Consider the following 20,377-nt stretch of genomic DNA (forward strand, 5'->3'; position numbering starts at 1 on the left):
TGCGGGGGCCGGATTTGAACCGACGACCTTCGGGTTATGAGCCCGACGAGCTACCAGGCTGCTCCACCCCGCGTCCGTCATGCGCTTTGCGACTTTTTATTTTCTGACATCTGTGAAACCGCTGCAAAAGTGTGGTTGCGGGGGCCGGATTTGAACCGACGACCTTCGGGTTATGAGCCCGACGAGCTACCAGGCTGCTCCACCCCGCGTCCGTCTTGCGCTTTGCGACTTTTCACATTGTCACTTCTGCCAGAGTGCTACAGAAGTATTGGTTGCGGGGGCCGGATTTGAACCGACGACCTTCGGGTTATGAGCCCGACGAGCTACCAGGCTGCTCCACCCCGCGTCCGTGGAAGCGCACTATACTCTCCGCGCTGATTGATGCAACCCCTTTTTGCAGATAAAAGCCAAATTAACAGCCAGTTGCTGAAGGATTCCCCCATCTGACTAATTATTGAACTGTTCCGCGCGAGGTCAAAGCGGATGCATTTCATTCTGCCGGGGGCTTTGCTATCGTCGCGTGGCGAACAGTTATAAAAAGAGAAGAGAATGAAATTACATTGGGTGAAGTATGCACTCACTGGCGCGTTGATTACGCTGCTGGCGGCCTGTAGCTCTAAACCGACCGATCGCGGTCAGCAATATAAAGATGGCAAACTGGAACAGCCGCTGGCGCTGGTGAATCAGCCCAATGCCAAAGGCGCGCCGGTCAATGGCCGGGACTTTGGCGAGCAGGTTCGTCAGATTCAGTCCGCCTCGTCTGCGCTCTATGGTCGCCAGAACGGCACCTACAGCGCGATTGAGAGCTGGCTGATGGCGGGCGCCGACACCCGGCAGCTTCGTCAGTACGGGCTGAACGCCTGGCAGATGGAGGGCACGGATAACTACGGCAATGTGCAGTTTACCGGTTACTATACGCCGGTGGTGCAGGCGCGCTACACCCGCCAGGGTGAATTCCAGTATCCGATTTACCGCATGCCGCCGCGCAAACGTGGTGCAAAACTCCCGAGCCGCGCCTCTATCTATAGTGGTGCACTCGATGACCGCTACATCATCGCCTACAGCAACTCGCTGATTGATAACTTCATGATGGATGTGCAGGGCAGTGGCTACGTCGACTTTGGCGATGGTCGCCCGATGAGCTTCTTTGGTTACGCCGGTAAAAATGGCTGGGGTTATCACAGCATCGGTAAGGAGCTGATCGATCGCGGTGAAGTGAAGCGCGAAGATATGTCGATGCAGGCGATTCGCCAGTGGGCGCAGGAGCACTCGCCGCAGGAAGTGCGTGCGCTGCTGGAGACAAACCCCTCTTTCGTCTTCTTTAAGGCGGAGCCTTTCACGCCGGTGCGCGGTGCCAGTGCGGTGCCGCTGGTGGCGAAAGCCTCTGTGGCTTCTGACCGCTCCATCATTCCGGCAGGCACGGTGCTGCTGGCTGAAGTGCCACAGCTGAATGAGAAGGGCAAATTCAACGGTAAGTATGAGATGCGCCTGATGGTGGCCCTCGACGTGGGCGGTGCGATTAAAGGGCAGCACTTTGATATCTATCAGGGTATCGGCCCGGACGCGGCGCATCTGGCGGGCTTCTATAATCACTACGGGCGTGTCTGGGTGCTCAAGGCCGCGCCGGGGGCCGGTCAGCCGCTGTTCTCCAGCCCGCAAAATGGCAACAGTGGTTCACTGCTTCTGGGCGCTAACTGATTTCTTCTCTGCGGGCCTGCGGGCCCGCACGACGTAACAGGTTCAACTATGAAAGTGTTAAACGACGCCTGGCATCAGCGCTTTGGCGGCACGGCGCGTCTCTATGGTCAGGATGCGCTGCAACGGTTTGCTGACGCTCACTTCTGCGTGATCGGTATCGGTGGCGTCGGCTCCTGGGCCGCAGAGGCGCTGGTGCGCACCGGCATTGGCAAAATTACCCTGATTGATATGGATGATGTCTGCATCACCAATACCAACCGGCAGCTTCATGCGCTGCAGGGCAACGTCGGTAAGGCGAAAACAGAGGTGATGGCTGACCGTCTGCGCGCCATCAATCCTGACTGTGACGTGATCTGCATTGATGACTTTATTACGCCCGATAACACCGCTGAACTGATGGCAGCCGGTTTCGACTACGTGATTGACGCGATCGACAGCGTGCGGCCTAAAGCGGCGCTGATCGCCTGGTGTCGCCGCAATAAGATCCCGCTGATCACCACCGGTGGCGCAGGCGGGCAGATTGATCCCACCCAGATCCAGGTCGCCGATCTGGCGAAGACCATCCAGGATCCGCTGGCCGCAAAGCTGCGTGAGCGACTGAAAGGTCTGGGCGTGGTGAAAAACAGCAAAGGAAAACTGGGCATCGACTGCGTTTTTTCCACCGAGGCGCTGGTCTATCCGCAGGCGGATGGCAGCGTCTGTGCGTCACGCGCCACGGCAGAAGGGCCAAAGAGAATGGACTGTTCGTCTGGCTTTGGTGCGGCCACCATGGTGACCGCCAGCTTTGGCTTTGTCGCCGTTTCGCACGCGCTGAAGAAATTTCTGGCGCGCGCAGCCCGTCAGGATGCCGTCAGCGCCTGACGCGCGGCCTGCCGGACCGCGTCGGCCAGCGCCTGCAGGCCGCTGCTGCGTGAAGCACTAAGCTGAGCGCGCAGTCCCAGCGTATCAAACAGCGTCAGGGGATCGTCTGCCAGCAGCTGGTCAGGCATCCGGCCCTCAACGGCGGTCAGCAGTACCGCCAGCAGGCCACGTACGATGCGTCCTTCGCTGTCACCGTAGAAATGCAGCGCGCCATCCTCACGCAGCTGGCTGCCCAGCCAGACCCGGTTTTCACAGCCGCTCAGCTCAATGTCCGCGGTTTTCAGCGCCTCCGGCAGAGCCGGCAGCTGACGACTCAGCTGAATCAGCTGACGATAGCGATCTTCCCACTGATGAAAGTGGCTGAAACGCTCTGTCAGGCTGGCAACGGTAATCTCCTCGCCAAACGGGTGTGGCGCTAACAGCGATGAACACATAATCAAAACTCCGATAACAGCGCGACGGCGCTCTTCATGGCGCGCACCAGCGCATCAACATCCTGCAGGTTATTATAGGGGGCAAAAGAAGCCCGCAGCGTGCCGCTGACGCCCAGCGCCGCCAGCAGCGGCTGCGCACAGTGCTGACCGGCCCGCAGCGCGATGCCCTGTTCGGCCAGCAGCGTCACCAGATCGCTGTGATGCTGATCGGCAAAATCAAAGGCCAGCAGGCTGGCACTGCCACAGCGGAAGCTGCGGAAACCCGGCAGCTCCGCCAGCTGCTCCTCGGCCAGCGTTGCCAGCTGCTGGCTCCAGCGCTCCATCTGCGTCAGGTCGTACTGCGACAGCCAGCTCAGCGCGGCACTTAAGCCCACCACACCTGCCACATTCGGTGTCCCTGCCTCGAAGCGCCACGGCACCGGCTGCGGCGTAAAGCCCGTGAAATCGACATCGGTAATCATCTTGCCGCCGCCCTGCCAGGGTTCCATCGCCTCCAGCAGTTCAGCTTTGCCATAGAGCGCACCGATGCCCATCGGCGCGTAAATTTTATGGCCGGAAAAGGCATAAAAGTCGATATCCAGCGCCTGCAGATCGGGCGGGCAGTGCACCACCCCCTGCGCGCCATCGACCATCACTCTGGCACCCACATCGTGCGCCAGCTGAATCGCCCGGGCAAGATCGGGACAACCGCCAGTGACGTTCGACATCTGGCCGACCGCCAGCAGGCGGGTGCGGCGGTTCAGCAGGGCGGGCAACAGGCCGATATCGGGCAGGCGGTCCGGCCCTAAGGGCCATTTCACCACGCGCGCACCGCAGGCCTGGGCGGCCATCAGCCAGGGCACCAGGTTTGCGTGATGCTCTGCTTCGCTGACCACAATCTCGTCGCCGGGCTGTAAGCGCGGACGCAGCCAGCTGTTTGCCACCAGATTGATCGCTTCGGTGGTGCCGCGTGTCCAGACGATCTCACGATCGTCCGCGGCGTTAAGCCAGCGGGCAACCTGCGATCGCGCCTGCTCATAGCGCTGGGTCAGGGCCTGCGCGGCGGCAAACTGACTGCGGTGCACCGTGCCCGCACTCAGGCTGTAAAACTGCTGCGTACTCTCAATAACAGCCTGGGGTTTCAGCGTGGTCGCTGCGCTGTCGAGATAGACACCGGCGTCGGCGAGTGCGGGAAACTGCTGGCGAAATGCGGTGGGATTAAATGCGGTCATGCCTGGCCCATAGTGTGAATAATCATGACCACACTGAAAGCGTGGTCGGCGTCTGGCAAAGCTGGAAAAGCGCGTTATGCTGAATATTGCAAGGTTTGAACCAAACCCGCATAACGATCGGACGTTCACTGGTCGATCTCACTTATCGGCTGCCTCTGGTTAGCGTAACGCGGGTGGTTTGATGCAATCAATCTACAAGGAGATAGCAGATGAATAAACTTACCGCAGTGCTGGCCGTGTGTACTCTGGCTTTTACCCTGGCGGGCTGTTCAAGCAATTACGTGATGCATACCAATGATGGACGCACCATTGTTGCTGATGGCAAGCCTAAGGTTGATGATGATACCGGTATGATCAGCTATAAAGATGCGAATGGCAACGAGCAGCAGATTAACCGTACTGACGTCAAAGAGATGGTTGAGATGGGCCAGTAAGCAGCAAAAAAAAGCACCGCAATTTGCGGTGCTATTTAAAATCACTATGGACAGACAGGGTAAATCTACAGGAATTAAGAGTTCGATCCGCAATCGTCGGATCAAAAAATTGCAAACACAACATCACGACCACAAGCCAAAAGCTTTCAGAAAATCTGCGAACTCACTCACAAATCTAAAAACTTTTCGTTCCGGCTCAGGAAGTGCGGCAACTATAGGTATTTGCTGGTGGTTCCTCAACGGACAAATTATAATGCCTCGGATTAAAAATTCTAATACGTAAACGCTTTGTATAAGCCCGCGTATTTTTCGCCGATCCGGATACGGAAAACCATGTCGAAACGCCTTCCTCCTCTCAACGCACTGCGTGTTTTTGACGCGGCTGCACGTCATCTCAGCTTTACCAAAGCCGCTGAAGAGCTGTTTGTCACCCAGGCAGCTGTAAGCCATCAGATAAAGTCTCTGGAAGATTTTCTCGGGTTAAAGCTGTTCAGACGGAGGAATCGTTCGTTATTACTGACGGAAGAAGGACAAAGCTACTACCTCGATATCAAAGAGATCTTCTCGGCGATAAACGAAGCGACCCGCAAGCTGCAGGCACGCAGCGCCAAGGGGGCGCTGACCGTCAGTTTACTGCCGAGCTTTGCCATTCAGTGGCTGGTTCCCCGTCTCTCCAGCTTTAATATGGCTTATCCGGGGATCGATGTGCGCATCCAGGCCGTAGACCGCGACGAAGAGAAACTGGCCGACGATGTCGACGTGGCGATCTTTTACGGACGCGGTAACTGGCCGGGGCTGCGGGTGGAAAAACTCTATGCCGAATATCTGCTGCCGGTCTGTTCACCGTCGCTGATGACCGGCGATAATCCGCTGAAAACGCCGATGGACCTGTCGCGCTTTACGCTGCTGCATGACGCATCCCGTCGTGACTGGCAATCCTATATCCGGCAGCTCGGCCTGCAGCATATTAATGTGCAGCAGGGGCCGATCTTCAGCCACAGCGCCATGGTGCTGCAGGCGGCGATTCATGGTCAGGGCGTGGCGCTGGCAAATAACGTCATGGCGCAGAGCGAAATCGAAGCGGGGCGGTTAATCTGTCCGTTTAACGACGTCTTAGTCAGTAAAAATGCTTTTTATCTGGTTTGTCATGACAGTCAGGCAGAACTGGGTAAAATAGCGGCCTTCCGACAGTGGATCCTGGCAAAAGCCGCAACCGAACAAGAAAAATTCCGCTTTCGTTACCAACAATAACGTCTTGATTTGTTTGCATTACGATGCAAAAGCACCCTGAGGATCGGTTAATGTCCAGTCGTGCCATGTTTGTTTTTGCGGCTATCAGCGGTTTTCTGCTGGTGGCTTTTGGCGCATTTGGTGCCCATGTTTTACGTCAGTCGCTGGGCGCGGCTGAAATGGCCTGGATTCATACCGGGCTGGAATATCAGGCTTATCATACGCTCGCGGTGATGGGGCTGGGGGCGGCGATGTTGCGCCGCGCCAATATCTGGTTTTACTGGAGCAGTGCGCTGATGGCGCTCGGCACCGTGCTTTTCAGCGGCAGCCTCTACTGTCTGGCGCTGTCGCATCTGAAGTTTTGGGTTTTTATCACCCCCGTGGGCGGAATCTGTTTCCTCGCTGGTTGGGTATTGATGTTGATTGGCGCGCTGCGTCTTAAACGAAAGGCAGAACGCCATGAATAAAGTTTTACTCTATTGTCGTCCCGGTTTTGAAAAAGAGTGCGCGGCGGAAATCAGCGCCAAAGCGGCAGAACGTGAAGTCTACGGTTTTCCGCGGGTTAAAGAGGATGCCGGCTATGTGCTCTTTGAGTGCTATCAGTTTGAAGATGCTGAGCGTCTGGTGCGGGAACTGCCGTTTCAGGAGCTGATCTTTGCCCGGCAGATGCTGGTCGTGGGCGAACTGCTGCGCGACCTGCCGCAGGAGGATCGCATTACGCCGATTGTCGGTATGCTGACCGGCGTTGTTGAGAAGGGCGGCGAACTGCGTGTTGAAGTGCCGGACACCAACGAAGCCAAAGAGCTGACCAAATTCTGCCGTAAGTTTACCGTGCCGCTGCGCGCGGCCCTGCGTGAAAGTAAGATCCTGCTCAACTACGAAAGCCCGAAACGGCCGGTGGTGCATGTCTTCTTCATCGCGCCAGGTACCTGTTATGTCGGCTACTCCCTGCCGGAAAACAGCTCGCCGTTTTACATGGGGATTCCGCGCCTTAAGTTTCCATCGGATGCGCCAAGCCGCTCCACCCTGAAGCTGGAAGAGGCGTTTCACGTCTTTATTCCGGCCGATGAGTGGGATGAGCGCTTAGCCAGCGGCATGTACGCCGTCGATCTGGGTGCCTGTCCGGGCGGCTGGACCTATCAGCTGGTCAGACGCAGCATGATGGTTTACGCGGTCGACAACGGTCCGATGGCCCCGAGCCTGATGGAAACCGGTCAGGTGATGCACGAAAAAGCGGACGGTTTTAAGTTCCGTCCGCCACGCACCAATATCAGCTGGCTGGTGTGTGACATGGTGGAGAAACCGGTTCGCGTGGCAAATCTGATGGCCGACTGGCTGGTCAACGGCTGGTGCCGTGAAGCGATCTTCAACCTCAAGTTGCCGATGAAAAAGCGTTATGAAGAGGTAACGCAGAATCTGGCGATGCTTCAGGAAAGGCTGAATGAGAACGGCATCAACGCTCAGATCCAGGCGCGTCAGCTCTATCACGATCGCGAAGAGGTGACGGTGCACGTCCGTCGCATCTGGGCCGCCACAGGGGGGCGTCGCGACGAACGTTAATCACCGGGCTGAGTGTTGCGGCACTCAGCCACGATAACGCAGCGTGTTCAGATTGCCTGCCAGCAGCAGATCCCGTTTCAGCGTCGCGACCTGACGGCTGATTTCAGCCATCTGCTGTCCTTCCGCGAGCTTTTCCCGCCATTTAGCCGGCACCTTATCGAGTTGCTGATAGATCCCCTCCAGCGTGTGAAACTCTGCGAGCAGCTGTTTCGCGCTTTTCGGGCCGATACCGCTGACACCCGGGATCTTACTGCTGCTGATCCCGCACAGTCCCCAGAAGTCGGGCAACCGCTGCGGGGGAACGCCAAATTCGGCGTCGATAAAGGGCTGGTCGAGCCAGCGCTTCTGGAAGTAATCGCGGATGCGGATTTCCGGGGCCAGCAACTGGCAGTAGCCTTTATCCGTGGAGACAATAGTGGCCTGATGGCCGGCCTGGGCCATTTTGACCGCCAGCGTCGCCGCCAGATCATCTGCCTCATCCTCGCCCGCCATCCAGCAGCTTACCCCGGCGGCACGAAAAGCTTCCTGCAGCGCCGGCATCTCCGCCTGTAAATCCTCAGGCATCGGCGGACGCCCGCTTTTGTAATCGGCTAACAGCTGATGACGCCAGCCCTGATGACGCGCGTCGCCATCAAATACGGCCACAGCGTGCGTCGGGCGGGTGTGGCCTAAGACCTGACGCAGCGCGGCGACGCAGCCTTCGACACAGGGGGAGCCCTGAACCGCATGGAGACGGCGTATCAGGTTCAGCGCATCAACAATAACAAGATGAAGAGCCATGAGAGTCCGGGCAGCCCGATGGGCTGCCTCCTGGTTTATTTAATGATTTCGTAGCAGGGGATGTAGGCGGTGCCGGGCAGTTTCATACGCTGCTGAGCAACGAAGCCCTGCAGCAGCTCGTCCATGCGGTGCATGATGTCGGCATCGCCATGCAGCCGGTAACGTCCCTTCTCACGGATTTCGCGGATCCCGATCTCTTTCACGTTACCGGCTACGATGCCTGAGAAGGCCCGGCGCAGGTCAGCAGCCAGCTTTTCAGGAGGCTGGTTGGTGTAGAGATTGAGGTTCGCCATGTTTTCATGGGTCGGCAGAAAAGGGATCTGCAGATCGGGCTCGATGCGGATGGACCAGTTGAAACTATACGCATCGCCGGTTTCGCGACGATTCTCTTTGACCTGCGGCATCGCTTTCTTCATCAGACGCGCCACTTCGGCTGCATCATTAATGATGATCTGATAATGCTTACGCGCCTGCTCGCCCAGCGTGTTAACAATGAAATCATCCAGCACGCGGAAGTAGTCGGCACTCTCTTCCGGTCCGGTCAGGATCAGCGGCAGCACCTGGTCCTTGTTCTGCGGGTTCATCAGAATGCCCAGCAGGTAGAGCAGCTCTTCGGCGGTGCCGACCCCGCCCGGGAAAATGATAATGCCGTGGGCAATACGCACAAAGGCTTCCAGACGCTTCTCAATGTCCGGCATGATGATCAGCTCATTGACCAGCGGGTTAGGCGGTTCCGCCGCAATAATTGAGGGTTCGGTGAGACCAATAAAGCGGCTGTCACGGTAGCGCTGCTGCGCATGGCCGACGGCGGCCCCTTTCATCGGTGCTTCCATGACGCCGGGGCCGCAGCCGGTACAGATATTCAGCTCACGCAGGCCCAGCTGTGTGCCGACATTGCGGCAATACTGATATTCAACCGCGTTAATGGAGTGACCGCCCCAGCAGACCACGGTGTTGGGGTACTCACCGATGTGCAGTGCCCGTGCATTACGCAGAATGGAGAAAACGGTGTTGGTGATCGTGGCGGAGTCATTCTCTTCACCCGCGGTTAAGCGCCCCGGCATGGCGAGCTGGCCGCTGACAAACAGGATGTCGCGCAGTACCGCAAACAGGTTCGCCTGCAGGGACCGGATAATGCGGCCATCCACAAAGGCCTCTTCCGGTGGGTTGATCAGCTCCAGTTTGACGCCACGCTCACGGCGCAGCACGTTGATGTCGAAGTTTTCAAAGCGGGAGAGCAGTTCGTGGCTGCTGTCAGTCTGGCTGCCAGAGTTAAGCACGGCCAGAGAGCAATTGCGGAACAGCTGATAGAGGTCGCTGCTGGCGGTGCGCTTGAGCATATCGACTTCCAGCTGCGAGAGCAGATCCATTGAGCCAAGGGGGCTGATATGGGTAATCAAATGAACTCCTTTACACCCGCCTGGGTGCGTGTTGGCACTGCAACGGCAGTGACGAAAATCCCTGGTCGGCAACCCGCAGATTGCCGCCATCACCAGAGTAGCCTTGTCGGCCCGCCCAGCTCAAGCGGAACTGCGCTTCCTTCATGCAGCCTGCGAGAGCTCTCGCAAACTACTGACGCACCAGACGCGAAAAACCGGGCGAGAAGGGCACATTCGTGCGCCATGGGTTGATATCCAGCCCGCCGCGCCGCGTGTAGCGCGCATAGACCGTCAGCGCTTCCGGGTGGCAGAACCGCATCACATCGTTAAAGATGCGTTCGACACACTGTTCATGAAATTCGTTGTGCTGGCGGAAGGAGACCAGATAACGCAGCAGCGCTTCGCGGTGAATGCGCGGACCTTTGTAGCGGATCATCACCGAGCCCCAGTCGGGCTGATGGGTAATCAGGCAGTTTGATTTGAGCAGATGGCTGACCAGCGTCTCTTCCACGATTTCGCTGCCTGCGGCATCGGCCAGATAGTCAGCGTTGAAGCGATAATCCTCGATAGCGATATCCTGCTCATCAATGCAGCTCCCCTCAAAATGGCCGATCGGCTGTCCTTCGATTTCATTCAGACGGAACAGCGCCACCCGCACGTCACCTTCAGCACAGGCGCGGAGATCACGCTCCAGCGTCTGACGCACCTCACCCCAGTCGGCAAAGCGGGTCTGGTTGAAACTGTTGAGATAGAGCTTGAAGCTTTTCGACTCGATGAGGTTGCGGCTATGCGCATCCAGCACCACTTCGCCCACGGCAACCTGCGGCAGCCCCTTGCTGTTCAGCCAGGAGAGCTCATACAGCGTCCAGATATCGCCGCCGGTAAACGGCAGACTTTCAGGAAACAGGTTAAGAGGTTCGCGGTTCAGGCTGCGCGGCACCGCCTGCAATAAGCCATTGTCATAGCGATCGTGATAGGCTGTGGGCTTGCCCAGCGTCAGGTTGCTGAGTGCCTGATCCTGTTCGTGTGTAGTCATTGCGGTTACCACCAGAATTCATCAAAGTGGCTAAGTGTAACCCATCAGAAGTGAGAATATGAATGATGCAGCAAACTGCCGCCGCGTTGCGCGACTTTACCACCCGTTACTGCCAGCACTGGCTGGCGCAGAGGGGTCATGCTCCGGCCAGCCGCGATCTCGCTGGCGTCGCGTCGCCCTGCGCGCTGGAGGAGCGCGAGGAGCAGGTCATCTGGCAGCCGCAGCCTTTTAGTCTGCCGCCGACACTGGATGGAGTCGAGCGGGCCGTGGATCTGCAGCTGCAGCCGTCAGTCACTGCCTTCTATACCACCCAGTTTGCCGGCGACATGTCGGCGCGTCATGGTGAGAATCAGCTGACGCTGTTGCAGGTGTGGAGTGAAGAGGATTTCCTGCGGCTTCAGGAGAACCTGATTGGGCATCTGGTTATGCAGCGCCGCCTCCGACAGTCACCGACGCTGTTTATCGCCACGACGGCGTCAGACGAGGAGATCGTCTCCCTCTCTAACCTGACTGGCGAGGTGATTCTGGAACAGCCTGGCCGTAAACAGCGCCAGATTATTGCGGAAAATCTTGAGATGTTTCTTAAGTCATTACAACCGGTTATCATCTGAATTGCAGTGATTTGCCGCCTCGCTTGTGAGAGATCTCTTACATGTGGTGTGAGAGATCGCTATATAAAATCTGAGCCATCCGGAAGGCTGCAATGTAAAAATATTGTGAATCATCAACTTAATGGCGATTATCTGAATTTGTGCCGCACATTTTGTAAAGTTCAGCTGTAAGTCACTTGTGCGCGTAACGAGTTCTGTCAAAATATTTCCCACTGCAGGATGCTCAGGAAAAAGATATCGTCAGGATGATGATAAGCCATGAGGCAGGAACGTAACGGAGCTTACGGCACACGGAAGGTTTCAGGATGAAACAGGATCGCTCAGGATTGAGTCAGGGACACCTCCAGGATGGAGAACGGGAGCCCCTCGGACGAGGTGGCGGGCCAGGATGCTTAGGAATCATCAGGACGATGCGCGACAGGAGTTCGCACTGGACAAGTTGTCACGGAAGAGCAGGGAGCATTAACGTAGCAGGATGGCTGCAAACGAACCGGGAGCACTGTTTATACAGTGCTCCCTTTTTTTGTGCCTGTGCCAACAAGTGATATGCTTGCCGCCCATTTTTTGACGGCTAGCCGGAGGTGGCGCATGACGCCTGAACAATTGATTACGCAGCGGCTGGAGCAGCTGGAAGCGGTGATGCGTGAGTACCAGCTCTGGCAGAGCACGCCGCCTGCCGTGGAGGCACTGGAGAGTCGTGAACCCTTCTGCCTCGATACGCTTGAGCCGCTGCAATGGCTTCAGTGGGTGCTGATTCCGCGGATGCACGCCCTGATGGCGGCCGGTCATCCGCTGCCGCAAAACTTTGCCGTCGCGCCCTATTATGAGGTTGCGCTGGTGCCTGACCAGCCCGGCATTGCGCCGCTGCTGCTCACGCTGCGTCAGCTGGATGCGTTGCTCAGGGATGCGGCCCACTGATGCTGGAGATACTCTATCAGGATGCGTGGCTGGTTGCGGTCAACAAGCCCAGCGGCTGGCTGGTGCATCGCAGCTGGCTGGATCGGCATGAAACCGTGTTTGTGATGCAGACCGTGCGGGATCAGATCGGCCAGCATGTTTTTACCGCCCACCGTCTGGACAAGCCAACCTCCGGGGTGCTGCTGATGGGGCTCTCGAGTGAGGTTGGCCGCCAGCTTTCTCAGCAGTTTGAACAGCATCAGATGCAGAAAACCTATCACGCCGTGGTGCGTGGCTGGCTGGAGAGCAGCGGGACGCTGGACTATCCGCTGGTTGAAGAGCGGGACAAAATCGCGGACAAGCACGCCACTGAAGCACGCGCCGCGCAGCCCGCGGTCACCGACTATCAGTCGCTGGCCACGGTCGAGATGCCGGTCGCCATCAGCCGTTACCCCACCTCGCGCTACAGTCTGGTTGAGCTCTCACCTAAAACCGGTCGCAAACATCAGCTGCGCCGTCATATGTCCCACCTGCGTCATCCGATTATTGGCGATTCGGCGCATGGCGACCTGCGTCAGAACCGGGGCGCCGCGCAACATTTTGGCGCGGACCGGCTGATGCTGCACGCCAGCAGTCTGGCCCTGACCCACCCGGTGACCGGCGAGCCACTGGTGCTGCGCGCCGGGCTGGATAGCGTCTGGCAGAGGCTGATGACGCAGTTTGGCTGGCAGGATTGCATTCCTGAGGTGCCGCGGGTTGAGTTTGACGCCGCGCCAGGACAGGATAACGTTTCAGAATAAGGGAGAGATCAGATGGCAAAGATTGGCATTTTTGTGGGGACGGTTTACGGCAATGCGCTACTGGTGGCGGAAGAGGCCGAGCCGATTCTGCAGCAGCAGGGGCACAGCGTGACCCTGTTTGATGACCCGACGCTGGCGGACTGGCAGGCCTTTGCAGGCGATGTGGCGCTAATCGTCACCTCAACCACCGGTCAGGGCGATTTTCCTGACACCATTTCCGGTCTGTTCCACGCGATAAAGGATCAGCTGGGGCACCAGCCCGCGCTGCGCTATGGCGTCATTGCGCTGGGCGACAGCAGTTACGACCACTTCTGTGGCGCGGGCAAAGCCTTTGATGCGCTGCTGCAGGAGCAGGGCGCACAGCGGGTCGGTGAGGTGCTGCTGGTGGATGCCACCGAAAATCCTGAGCCGGAAGCGGTGACCTCGCCCTGGGTCGATGCCTGGGGTGCGCTGCTCTGATCGCCTCGCCCGGGCTCTCTCTGCCAGCCGACGGCAGGGAGACGCCGGGCACGGCTCACGTCACCGGAGCCGGATTAAAGACCGCCAGCTGATTACGGAGGCCCCAGCGATCGGACCAGGTCTGCTTCCTGCCACTGGCGATATCAAGAATCAACGCAAACAGCCGCCAGCCGACCTGCTCAATACTCTCTTCTCCGGTGGCAATCGTGCCGGCATTGATATCCATCAGATCGTGCCAGCGTTCGGCCAGCGCATTACGGGTTGCCATCTTGATGACCGGAATGGCCGTCAGCCCGTACGGGGTGCCGCGACCGGTGGTGAAGACCTGCAGCGTAATGCCGGAGGCGAGCTGCTGGGTGCCGCAGACAAAATCGCTGGCGGGCGTTGCCGCGTAGATCAGTCCGCGGCGGGTGGGGCGCTGACCGGGGGACAGCACTTCCACAATGGCGCTGCGTCCCGATTTGGCGATGGAGCCGAGCGCTTTCTCCACCACGTTCGCCAGTCCCCCTTTTTTATTGCCCGGTGATGGATTGGCGCTGCGGTCGGTGTTGCCCTGGTCGAGGTAATTGTCATACCAGGCCATCTCTTCAAGTAAACGCCTTCCGACCTCCTCATTAATGACCCGCGGCGTCAGCAGATGAATGGCATCCCGCACCTCCGTGACCTCAGAAAACATCACGGTAGCCCCGCAGCGCACCAGCAAATCCGAGGCGAACCCCACCGCCGGATTCGCCGTCACGCCGGAAAACGCATCGCTGCCGCCGCACTGCATGCCGACAATCAGTTCCGAGGCGGGACAGGTTTCGCGCTGACGCTGATTCAGCCGCTGAAGATGACGCTCTGCCACCTGCAGAATCGCCTTTACCATCGCACCAAACCCCACCAGCTTTTCATCCTGCAAACGCACGATGTCATCATCATCCAGCGAAATCGCCTGCACGTCGGGGGTGCCGGTCAGCAGACGCTCCGGCTGTAACTTTTCGCAGCCGAGGCTGATGACCATCACTTCACCGCCGAAATTCGCATTCAGCGCCAGGTTGTGAATGGTGCGAATCGGCACTACCGCTGCGGGGGCGTTGATTGCCACGCCGCAGCCGTAGAGGTGATTCAGCGCGACCACGCCATCCACATTCGGATAGCGCGGCAGTAACTCCCGTTCGATGATCTGCACCACATGATCCACCACACCCGCCACACAGTGGACGCTGGTGGTGATGCCGAGCAGGTTACGGGTACCCACGCTGCCATCCGCATTGCGGTAGCCCTCAAAGGTGTAGCCCTCCAGCGGCGGCAGGTCGGGCGGGACCTGGGTGGCTAACGGCAGGCTCGCCAGCGGGGGCGCCTCCGGCAGCGACACCAGTGACTCATCGATCCAGCTGCCGCAGGCAATATCCCGCACGGCATAACCGATCACTTCGCCATAACGCACGATCGCCCCTCCCTGGTGAATCGCCTGTAGCGCGACTTTATGCCCCTGCGGCACATGTTCCGTCAGCGTCAGGCCATCCGCAAACTGTGTGCCAGCGGGCAGACCCAGCGTGTTGACCACAATCGCCACGTTGTCATGCTCATGGACTCTGATGCAGAGCGGCTGTTCATCTGTTGTGGGGTTCATCGCCTATCTCCTGTCGGGCGCACCGGCTTGTCCGGCTCGCATAATCTGACCTGTTACCTGCGGTGTATTAGCCAGCTTCAGTATAAAGAGGGGAAGCAGGCCACACATTGTGCAACTGACCACTATTACGCCGATCTGCCGCGCTGTTTTGGGTCGATTCTCCAGAAGCAAGTGAAACGCCTCACAAAGCGGAGGGGAAAGGGCGACCTGGCACGGTTTCGGCCGCGCTATTTGCCGCTTTCGTGAGCCATGCCGCAGGGTTTCGTGCATCCGCCAGACAATCACTTCATAACGGCCATTATTCCAGGGCGATACGCCAATGTGCTCGCCACAGGCTGTTTTTATACTGAGCGCCGTTAGCCAAAGTCAGGTTATCTGGCACGACGTATTAGCCCGTCCTGAACCAAAGAGATCGCCGTGTTTAACCCAACTTCTCTCTGATACCCAACGCGATGTGTATGCAGTCAGAGCGAATGTAGCTCACGCTATATTTCAGGAGTGCATCATGAATAGTTTCAGCCAGACTGCGGAAGCGGTGCAGAAGCGCACCAACGCCCGTTACTGGATTGTGGTGATGTTATTCATCGTCACCTCATTCAACTACGGCGACCGCGCCACCATTTCGATAGCCGGTTCGGCGATGTCCAAAGATATCGGCCTCGATTCGGTCGGACTGGGCTACATCTTCTCTGCTTTCTCATGGGCGTACGTGATTGGTCAGATCCCGGGCGGCTGGCTGCTCGATCGTTTTGGCTCAAAGCGCGTCTACTTCTGGAGTATTTTTACCTGGTCGCTGTTTACCCTGCTGCAGGGCTTTGTCGATATCTTCAGCGGCTTCGGCATCATCGTGTCACTCTTTCTGCTGCGCTTCCTGGTGGGGCTGGCTGAAGCCCCCTCTTTCCCTGGCAACAGCCGCATCGTGGCCGCCTGGTTTCCGGCGCAGGAGCGTGGCACCGCGGTGGCGATCTTCAATTCAGCGCAATATTTCGCCACGGTGATCTTTGCGCCCATCATGGGCTGGCTGGTGTCGGAAGTGGGCTGGGCACACGTCTTCTGGTTCATGGGCGGGCTGGGGATCATCCTGAGCTTCATCTGGCTGAAAGTGATCCACGATCCCACCGACCACCCCGGCGTAAACAAAGCCGAACTGGCCTATATGGAACAGGGCGGGGCGCTGATCAATATGGATGTCAAAAAGGAGAGCCGCAGGGTGAGCTGGAGCGAAAAGTGGTTCCAGATTAAACAGCTGCTGACCTCCCGCATGATGCTCGGCATCTACCTCGGCCAGTATTGTGTTAATGCCTTAACCTACTTTTTTATCACCTGGTTTCCGGTCTATCTGGTGCAGGCGCGCGGCATGTCGATTCTCAAAGCGGGCTTTATCGCTTCGGTACCCGCGGTGTGTGGCTTCCTCGGCGGGGTGCTGGGTGGAGTGATCTCCGACTGGCTGATGCGCAAAACCGGCTCGCTGAATATTGCACGTAAAACGCCGATTGTGCTCGGCATGCTGCTCTCTATCTCGATGGTGATGTGTAACTACACCGAAACCGAGTGGCTGGTGGTCTTCTTCATGGCGCTGGCGTTCTTCGGTAAAGGGATCGGCGCACTGGGATGGGCGGTGATGGCGGATACCGCCCCCAAAGAGATCAGTGGCCTGAGCGGCGGCCTGTTCAACATGTTCGGCAACTTCTCCGGCATCGTGACGCCTATCGCCATCGGCTACATCATTGCCACCAGCGGCTCCTTTGAGGGTGCGCTGATCTATGTCGGTATCCATGCCTTCGTCGCCGCCTTCAGCTTCCTGGTGATCGCCGGTGATATCAAACGTGTTGAACTGAAAACCCGGCCGGTTAAGGACGCCTCATGACGACGCAAAGTTCACCTGTGATTACGGCGATGCAGGTTATCCCGGTCGCCGGTTACGACAGTATGCTGCTCAACATTGGCGGCGCGCACAACGCCTGTTTTACCCGCAATATCGTGGTGCTCACCGACAGCGCCGGACACACCGGCGTGGGTGAAGCGCCCGGCGGCGACACCATCTACCAGACCCTGATGGCCGTCATTCCGCAGGTCGAAGGCCAGCAGATTGCCCGCATGAATCGTCTGGTGCAGCAGGTGCACAAAGGGAATGCGTCGGCTGACTTCACCACCTTTGGCAACGGTGCCTGGACCTTTGAGCTGCGGGTCAACGCCGTGGCCGCGCTGGAAGCGGCGCTGCTCGACCTGCTGGGACAGTGTCTGGGCGTGCCGGTGGCGGAACTGCTGGGGCCGGGCAAACAGCGGGATGAAGTCACGGTGCTGGGCTATCTCTTCTATCTCGGTGACCGCCGCAAAACCGATCTGCCCTATCAGAGTGGCGAGCAGGCCAGCCACGACTGGTATCACCTGCGTCATCAGGAGGCGCTCACCAGCGAAGCGGTCGTGCGGCTGGCGGAGGCGGCGGCGGATCGCTATGGCTTTAAAGATTTCAAACTTAAAGGGGGCGTGCTGCCGGGCGAGCAGGAGATCGCCACGGCGGTGGCGCTGAAGCAGCGTTTTCCCGGCGCGCGCATCACGGTGGACCCCAACGGGGCATGGCGGCTGGATGAGGCCATCGCCCTCTGTAAGGGGATGCAGGATGTGCTGAGCTACGCCGAAGACCCCTGCGGGGCAGAGCAGGGCTATTCGGGACGTGAAGTAATGGCCGAGTTCCGGCGCGCGACCGGCCTGCCGGTCGCCACCAATATGATCGCGACCAACTGGCGGGAGATGAACCACGCGGTGATGGTTAACGCGGTCGACATCCCGCTGGCGGACCCGCACTTCTGGACGCTGAGCGGGGCCGTGCGGGTCGCCCAGCTGTGCGATGAGTGGGGCCTGACGTGGGGCTGCCATTCCAATAATCACTTCGATATTTCGCTGGCGATGTTCACCCATGTCGGTGCGGCCGCGCCTGGTAACCCGACCGCGATTGACACCCACTGGATCTGGCAGGAGGGCGATCAGCGCCTGACGAAAAACCCGCTGCAAATCCGCAACGGAAAGATTGCCGTGCCGGATGCGCCGGGCCTGGGGATCGAGCTCGACTGGGACCAGGTGCACAAAGCCAGTCAGCTCTATCAGTCACTGCCCGCCGGTGCACGCAACGACGCCACGGCGATGCAGTATCTGATCCCCGGCTGGACATTTGATCGCAAGCGCCCGGCATTTGGCCGTGCAACAGCATAAGGAGCAGGAGATGAGTTCAACACCCAAAGTGACCGCCATGCAGGTGATCCCGGTTGCCGGCTACGACAGCATGCTGCTGAATCTCAGCGGCGCGCACTCGCCATTCTTCACCCGCAACATTGTCATTATCAAAGATAACGCCGGACATACCGGCGTCGGTGAAATCCCCGGCGGGGAGAAAATTCGTCAGACGCTGGAAGATGCCGCCTCGCTGGTGGTCGGCAAAACGCTGGGCGAATATAAAAATACCCTCAGCCTGGTGCGCACGACCTTTGCCGATCGGGATGCGGCCGGTCGCGGCAACCAGACCTTTGATCTGCGCACCACAATCCATGTGGTCACCGGCATTGAGGCAGCGCTGCTGGATCTGCTGGGTCAGCACCTGGGCGTTAACGTCGCCTCGCTGCTGGGTGACGGGCAACAGCGCGACCGCGTGGAGATGCTCGGCTACCTCTTCTATATCGGCGACCGCAGAAAAACCGCCCTGCCATATCAGAGCCAGCCGGACGATCCGTGCGACTGGTATCGCCTGCGTCATGAAGAGGCGCTCACCCCCGAGGCCGTGGTGCGCCTGGCGGAAGCCGCCTATGAGAAATATGGCTTCAACGACTTCAAACTCAAAGGCGGCGTGCTGCGCGGCGGCGAAGAGGCCGAAGCGGTGACGGCGCTGGCAAAACGCTTTCCCACGGCGCGTATTACCCTCGATCCCAATGGAGCCTGGTCGCTCAATGAGGCGATTCTGCTCGGCAAACAGCTCAAGGGCGTGCTGGCCTACGCAGAAGATCCCTGTGGCGCGGAGCAGGGCTACTCCGGGCGGGAAGTGATGGCGGAGTTCCGCCGCGCGACCGGCATGCCTACCGCCACCAATATGATCGCCACCGACTGGCGACAGATGGGACATACCCTGTCGCTGCAGTCAGTCGACATTCCGCTGGCCGACCCCCATTTCTGGACGATGCAGGGTTCGGTGCGGGTCGCACAGATGTGCCAGGACTTCGGCCTGACCTGGGGCTCCCACTCCAATAATCACTTCGACATTTCGCTGGCGATGTTTACCCACGTTGCCGCGGCCGCACCGGGCGCGATCACCGCCATCGATACCCACTGGATCTGGCAGGAGGGGAATCAGCGTCTCACCAGAGAGCCGTTCCTGATCAAAGGCGGCATGGTGCAGGTGCCGCAGAAGCCGGGTCTCGGTATCGAGCTGGATATGGATCAGGTGATGCAGGCCCACGCGCTCTATCAGAAGCAGGGGCTGGGCGCGCGTGACGATGCCGAAGCGATGCAGTTCCTGGCGCCTGGATGGACTTTCGATAACAAACGTCCGTGCCTGGTTCGTTAATCTTTCTGGCTCACGCGGAGCCGTCGTCACAGGAGTTCAACCATGAGTAATGCAGCCTGGCCCAACGGATTTCGTCGTCGCCTGTTAGCGGGTGAAACCCTGATTGGCAGCTGGTGCGCGCTGGCCAGTCCGATCTCTACCGAAATCCTGGGGCTGGCCGGTTTTGACTGGCTGGTGCTGGATGGGGAGCATGCGCCCAACGATATCACCACGTTTGTGCCACAGCTGATGGCGCTGAAAGGGAGCCACAGTGCGCCGGTCGTACGGCCGCCCTGCAACGAGCCGGTGATCATCAAGCGCCTGCTGGATATCGGGTTTAACAACTTCCTCGTGCCCTTTGTTGAGACAGAAGAGGAGGCGCGGCGCGCGGTCGCCTCAACCCGCTATCCGCCCGCCGGTATTCGCGGCGTGTCGGTCTCCCATCGCAGCAACATGTACGGCACCCTGCCGGATTACAACCAGAGCATCAATGACAACATCACCGTGCTGGTGCAGATCGAAACCCGGCAGGCGGTTGATCACATCGACGCCATAGCCGCAGTCGATGGCGTGGACGGCATCTTCGTCGGACCGGGCGATCTCTCTGCGGCGCTGGGCTACCTCGGCCAGCCCGCCCACCCGGAGGTGCTGGACGTGATTAAACACATTTTTGACCGTGCCAGAGCGGCCGGGAAGCCGGCGGGCATTCTGGCCCCGGTGGAGGCGGACGCCCGTCGTTATCTGGAATGGGGAGCCACCTTTGTGGCGGTCGGCAGCGATCTCGGGGTATTCCGCAGCGCCACCCAGGCGTTGTGCGACAAATTTAAGCGCTAAGCAGCAA

General features: G+C 58.8%; 20 protein-coding genes and 3 tRNA genes. 14 read left to right on the forward strand and 9 right to left on the reverse strand.

The window, feature by feature from the left end; all coding sequences use genetic code 11:
- The 3 genes from HFD97_RS19420 to HFD97_RS19430 form a co-directional block, all read right to left on the reverse strand.
- Positions 1-73, reverse strand: a tRNA-Met gene (locus tag HFD97_RS19420).
- Positions 74-132: 59 nt separating this feature from the next.
- Positions 133-209: transfer RNA gene (locus tag HFD97_RS19425), tRNA-Met, on the reverse strand.
- 60 nt (positions 210-269) lie between these two features.
- Positions 270-346, reverse strand: a tRNA-Met gene (locus HFD97_RS19430).
- Between the two features lie 203 nt (positions 347-549).
- On the opposite strand from HFD97_RS19430, the gene mltA reads away from it, so the two are divergent.
- Together mltA and tcdA are read left to right on the forward strand one after the other, a co-directional pair.
- Complete coding sequence (mltA, locus tag HFD97_RS19435; protein WP_009087006.1) at positions 550-1,698, forward strand: murein transglycosylase A; 1,149 nt, start codon at positions 550-552, stop codon at positions 1,696-1,698.
- A 48-nt stretch (positions 1,699-1,746) separates the two neighbouring features.
- Positions 1,747-2,559, forward strand: coding sequence for a tRNA cyclic N6-threonylcarbamoyladenosine(37) synthase TcdA (gene tcdA / locus HFD97_RS19440; protein ID WP_167429529.1), 813 nt, complete (start codon positions 1,747-1,749; stop codon positions 2,557-2,559).
- Here tcdA and csdE read toward each other — a convergent pair.
- The gene (gene csdE / locus HFD97_RS19445) at positions 2,538-2,993 is read right to left on the reverse strand and encodes a cysteine desulfurase sulfur acceptor subunit CsdE (protein WP_167432401.1); all 456 of its coding nucleotides are present in this window, start codon (positions 2,991-2,993) and stop codon (positions 2,538-2,540) included. The genes tcdA and csdE overlap by 22 nt on opposite strands.
- A gap of 2 nt (positions 2,994-2,995) precedes the next feature.
- A complete protein-coding gene (gene csdA, locus HFD97_RS19450) occupies positions 2,996-4,204 on the reverse strand; it encodes a cysteine desulfurase CsdA (protein ID WP_058958273.1) in 1,209 nt (402 codons plus the stop codon).
- Positions 4,205-4,413: 209 nt separating this feature from the next.
- Here csdA and HFD97_RS19455 point away from each other — a divergent pair, with 209 nt between their 5' ends.
- The 4 genes from HFD97_RS19455 (at position 4,414) to rlmM (ending at position 7,428) form a co-directional block, all read left to right on the forward strand.
- The gene (locus HFD97_RS19455) at positions 4,414-4,638 is read left to right on the forward strand and encodes a YgdI/YgdR family lipoprotein (protein WP_009087002.1); all 225 of its coding nucleotides are present in this window, start codon (positions 4,414-4,416) and stop codon (positions 4,636-4,638) included.
- A 333-nt stretch (positions 4,639-4,971) separates the two neighbouring features.
- Positions 4,972-5,889 carry a transcriptional regulator GcvA gene (locus HFD97_RS19460; protein WP_046102471.1) on the forward strand — a complete coding sequence of 306 codons (918 nt, stop codon included), beginning with the start codon at positions 4,972-4,974 and terminating at the stop codon, positions 5,887-5,889.
- 50 nt (positions 5,890-5,939) lie between these two features.
- Positions 5,940-6,335 carry a DUF423 domain-containing protein gene (locus HFD97_RS19465; protein ID WP_009087000.1) on the forward strand — a complete coding sequence of 132 codons (396 nt, stop codon included), beginning with the start codon at positions 5,940-5,942 and terminating at the stop codon, positions 6,333-6,335.
- Positions 6,328-7,428 (forward strand): 23S rRNA (cytidine(2498)-2'-O)-methyltransferase RlmM, encoded by a 1,101-nt coding sequence (gene rlmM, locus HFD97_RS19470; RefSeq protein ID WP_009086999.1) that lies wholly within the window; start codon positions 6,328-6,330, stop codon positions 7,426-7,428. Before HFD97_RS19465 ends, rlmM begins: the two co-directional genes overlap by 8 nt.
- A gap of 24 nt (positions 7,429-7,452) precedes the next feature.
- Here the strand turns inward: rlmM and xni are convergent, their stop codons facing one another.
- The 3 genes from xni to queF form a co-directional block, all read right to left on the reverse strand.
- Positions 7,453-8,208: a flap endonuclease Xni gene (gene xni / locus HFD97_RS19475; protein ID WP_046102470.1), complete on the reverse strand. Its 756-nt coding sequence runs from the start codon at positions 8,206-8,208 to the stop codon at positions 7,453-7,455.
- A gap of 35 nt (positions 8,209-8,243) precedes the next feature.
- Positions 8,244-9,608 carry a nucleotide 5'-monophosphate nucleosidase PpnN gene (gene ppnN / locus HFD97_RS19480; protein ID WP_009086997.1) on the reverse strand — a complete coding sequence of 455 codons (1,365 nt, stop codon included), beginning with the start codon at positions 9,606-9,608 and terminating at the stop codon, positions 8,244-8,246.
- A 169-nt stretch (positions 9,609-9,777) separates the two neighbouring features.
- The gene (queF, locus tag HFD97_RS19485) at positions 9,778-10,623 is read right to left on the reverse strand and encodes an NADPH-dependent 7-cyano-7-deazaguanine reductase QueF (protein ID WP_167432402.1); all 846 of its coding nucleotides are present in this window, start codon (positions 10,621-10,623) and stop codon (positions 9,778-9,780) included.
- A 62-nt stretch (positions 10,624-10,685) separates the two neighbouring features.
- Between queF and syd the strand changes: the two genes are divergently transcribed.
- From syd to HFD97_RS19505, 4 genes are all read left to right on the forward strand, one after another.
- Entirely contained in the window at positions 10,686-11,234 is a 549-nt protein-coding gene (gene syd / locus HFD97_RS19490; RefSeq protein ID WP_154929332.1) for a SecY-interacting protein, read from the forward strand.
- 588 nt (positions 11,235-11,822) lie between these two features.
- Positions 11,823-12,152, forward strand: coding sequence for a YqcC family protein (locus HFD97_RS19495; protein WP_046102467.1), 330 nt, complete (start codon positions 11,823-11,825; stop codon positions 12,150-12,152).
- Positions 12,152-12,931: a tRNA pseudouridine(65) synthase TruC gene (gene truC, locus HFD97_RS19500; RefSeq protein ID WP_009086991.1), complete on the forward strand. Its 780-nt coding sequence runs from the start codon at positions 12,152-12,154 to the stop codon at positions 12,929-12,931. Before HFD97_RS19495 ends, truC begins: the two co-directional genes overlap by 1 nt.
- 12 nt (positions 12,932-12,943) lie before the next feature.
- The gene (locus HFD97_RS19505; protein ID WP_046102465.1) at positions 12,944-13,390 is read left to right on the forward strand and encodes a flavodoxin; all 447 of its coding nucleotides are present in this window, start codon (positions 12,944-12,946) and stop codon (positions 13,388-13,390) included.
- 55 nt (positions 13,391-13,445) lie between these two features.
- Here HFD97_RS19505 and garD read toward each other — a convergent pair whose 3' ends face one another.
- Positions 13,446-15,005, reverse strand: a complete 1,560-nt coding sequence (garD, locus tag HFD97_RS19510) for a galactarate dehydratase (protein WP_167432403.1) — start codon at positions 15,003-15,005, stop codon at positions 13,446-13,448.
- A 505-nt stretch (positions 15,006-15,510) separates the two neighbouring features.
- Here garD and HFD97_RS19515 point away from each other — a divergent pair.
- From HFD97_RS19515 to garL, 4 genes are read left to right on the forward strand one after another with little or no spacing between them, the layout of a single operon-like run.
- Positions 15,511-16,872 carry an MFS transporter gene (locus HFD97_RS19515; protein WP_009086984.1) on the forward strand — a complete coding sequence of 454 codons (1,362 nt, stop codon included), beginning with the start codon at positions 15,511-15,513 and terminating at the stop codon, positions 16,870-16,872.
- Positions 16,869-18,215: an enolase C-terminal domain-like protein gene (locus tag HFD97_RS19520; protein ID WP_167432404.1), complete on the forward strand. Its 1,347-nt coding sequence runs from the start codon at positions 16,869-16,871 to the stop codon at positions 18,213-18,215. The genes HFD97_RS19515 and HFD97_RS19520 overlap by 4 nt, the downstream gene beginning before the upstream one ends.
- Before the next feature lie 10 nt (positions 18,216-18,225).
- Positions 18,226-19,557, forward strand: a complete 1,332-nt coding sequence (gudD, locus tag HFD97_RS19525; protein ID WP_167432405.1) for a glucarate dehydratase — start codon at positions 18,226-18,228, stop codon at positions 19,555-19,557.
- A gap of 42 nt (positions 19,558-19,599) precedes the next feature.
- Positions 19,600-20,370 carry a 2-dehydro-3-deoxyglucarate aldolase gene (garL, locus tag HFD97_RS19530; RefSeq protein WP_058958278.1) on the forward strand — a complete coding sequence of 257 codons (771 nt, stop codon included), beginning with the start codon at positions 19,600-19,602 and terminating at the stop codon, positions 20,368-20,370.
- Positions 20,371-20,377 lie beyond the last annotated feature (7 nt).

The sequence above is a fragment of the Pantoea sp. EKM103V genome (assembly GCF_011800365.1).
Classification (GTDB): domain Bacteria; phylum Pseudomonadota; class Gammaproteobacteria; order Enterobacterales; family Enterobacteriaceae; genus Pantoea; species Pantoea anthophila.

Excerpts from the sequence above, each read along its gene's own strand:
- mltA (WP_009087006.1), top strand. The coding sequence starts at position 550 with ATGAAATTACATTGGGTGAAGTATGCACTCACTGGCGCGTTGATTACG.
- tcdA (WP_167429529.1), top strand. The coding sequence starts at position 1,747 with ATGAAAGTGTTAAACGACGCCTGGCATCAGCGCTTTGGCGGCACGGCG.
- csdE (WP_167432401.1), bottom strand. The coding sequence starts at position 2,993 with ATGTGTTCATCGCTGTTAGCGCCACACCCGTTTGGCGAGGAGATTACC.
- csdA (WP_058958273.1), bottom strand. The coding sequence starts at position 4,204 with ATGACCGCATTTAATCCCACCGCATTTCGCCAGCAGTTTCCCGCACTC.
- HFD97_RS19455 (WP_009087002.1), top strand. The coding sequence starts at position 4,414 with ATGAATAAACTTACCGCAGTGCTGGCCGTGTGTACTCTGGCTTTTACC.
- HFD97_RS19460 (WP_046102471.1), top strand. The coding sequence starts at position 4,972 with ATGTCGAAACGCCTTCCTCCTCTCAACGCACTGCGTGTTTTTGACGCG.
- HFD97_RS19465 (WP_009087000.1), top strand. The coding sequence starts at position 5,940 with ATGTCCAGTCGTGCCATGTTTGTTTTTGCGGCTATCAGCGGTTTTCTG.
- rlmM (WP_009086999.1), top strand. The coding sequence starts at position 6,328 with ATGAATAAAGTTTTACTCTATTGTCGTCCCGGTTTTGAAAAAGAGTGC.
- xni (WP_046102470.1), bottom strand. The coding sequence starts at position 8,208 with ATGGCTCTTCATCTTGTTATTGTTGATGCGCTGAACCTGATACGCCGT.
- queF (WP_167432402.1), bottom strand. The coding sequence starts at position 10,623 with ATGACTACACACGAACAGGATCAGGCACTCAGCAACCTGACGCTGGGC.
- syd (WP_154929332.1), top strand. The coding sequence starts at position 10,686 with ATGATGCAGCAAACTGCCGCCGCGTTGCGCGACTTTACCACCCGTTAC.
- HFD97_RS19495 (WP_046102467.1), top strand. The coding sequence starts at position 11,823 with ATGACGCCTGAACAATTGATTACGCAGCGGCTGGAGCAGCTGGAAGCG.
- truC (WP_009086991.1), top strand. The coding sequence starts at position 12,152 with ATGCTGGAGATACTCTATCAGGATGCGTGGCTGGTTGCGGTCAACAAG.
- HFD97_RS19505 (WP_046102465.1), top strand. The coding sequence starts at position 12,944 with ATGGCAAAGATTGGCATTTTTGTGGGGACGGTTTACGGCAATGCGCTA.
- garD (WP_167432403.1), bottom strand. The coding sequence starts at position 15,005 with ATGAACCCCACAACAGATGAACAGCCGCTCTGCATCAGAGTCCATGAG.
- HFD97_RS19515 (WP_009086984.1), top strand. The coding sequence starts at position 15,511 with ATGAATAGTTTCAGCCAGACTGCGGAAGCGGTGCAGAAGCGCACCAAC.
- HFD97_RS19520 (WP_167432404.1), top strand. The coding sequence starts at position 16,869 with ATGACGACGCAAAGTTCACCTGTGATTACGGCGATGCAGGTTATCCCG.
- gudD (WP_167432405.1), top strand. The coding sequence starts at position 18,226 with ATGAGTTCAACACCCAAAGTGACCGCCATGCAGGTGATCCCGGTTGCC.
- garL (WP_058958278.1), top strand. The coding sequence starts at position 19,600 with ATGAGTAATGCAGCCTGGCCCAACGGATTTCGTCGTCGCCTGTTAGCG.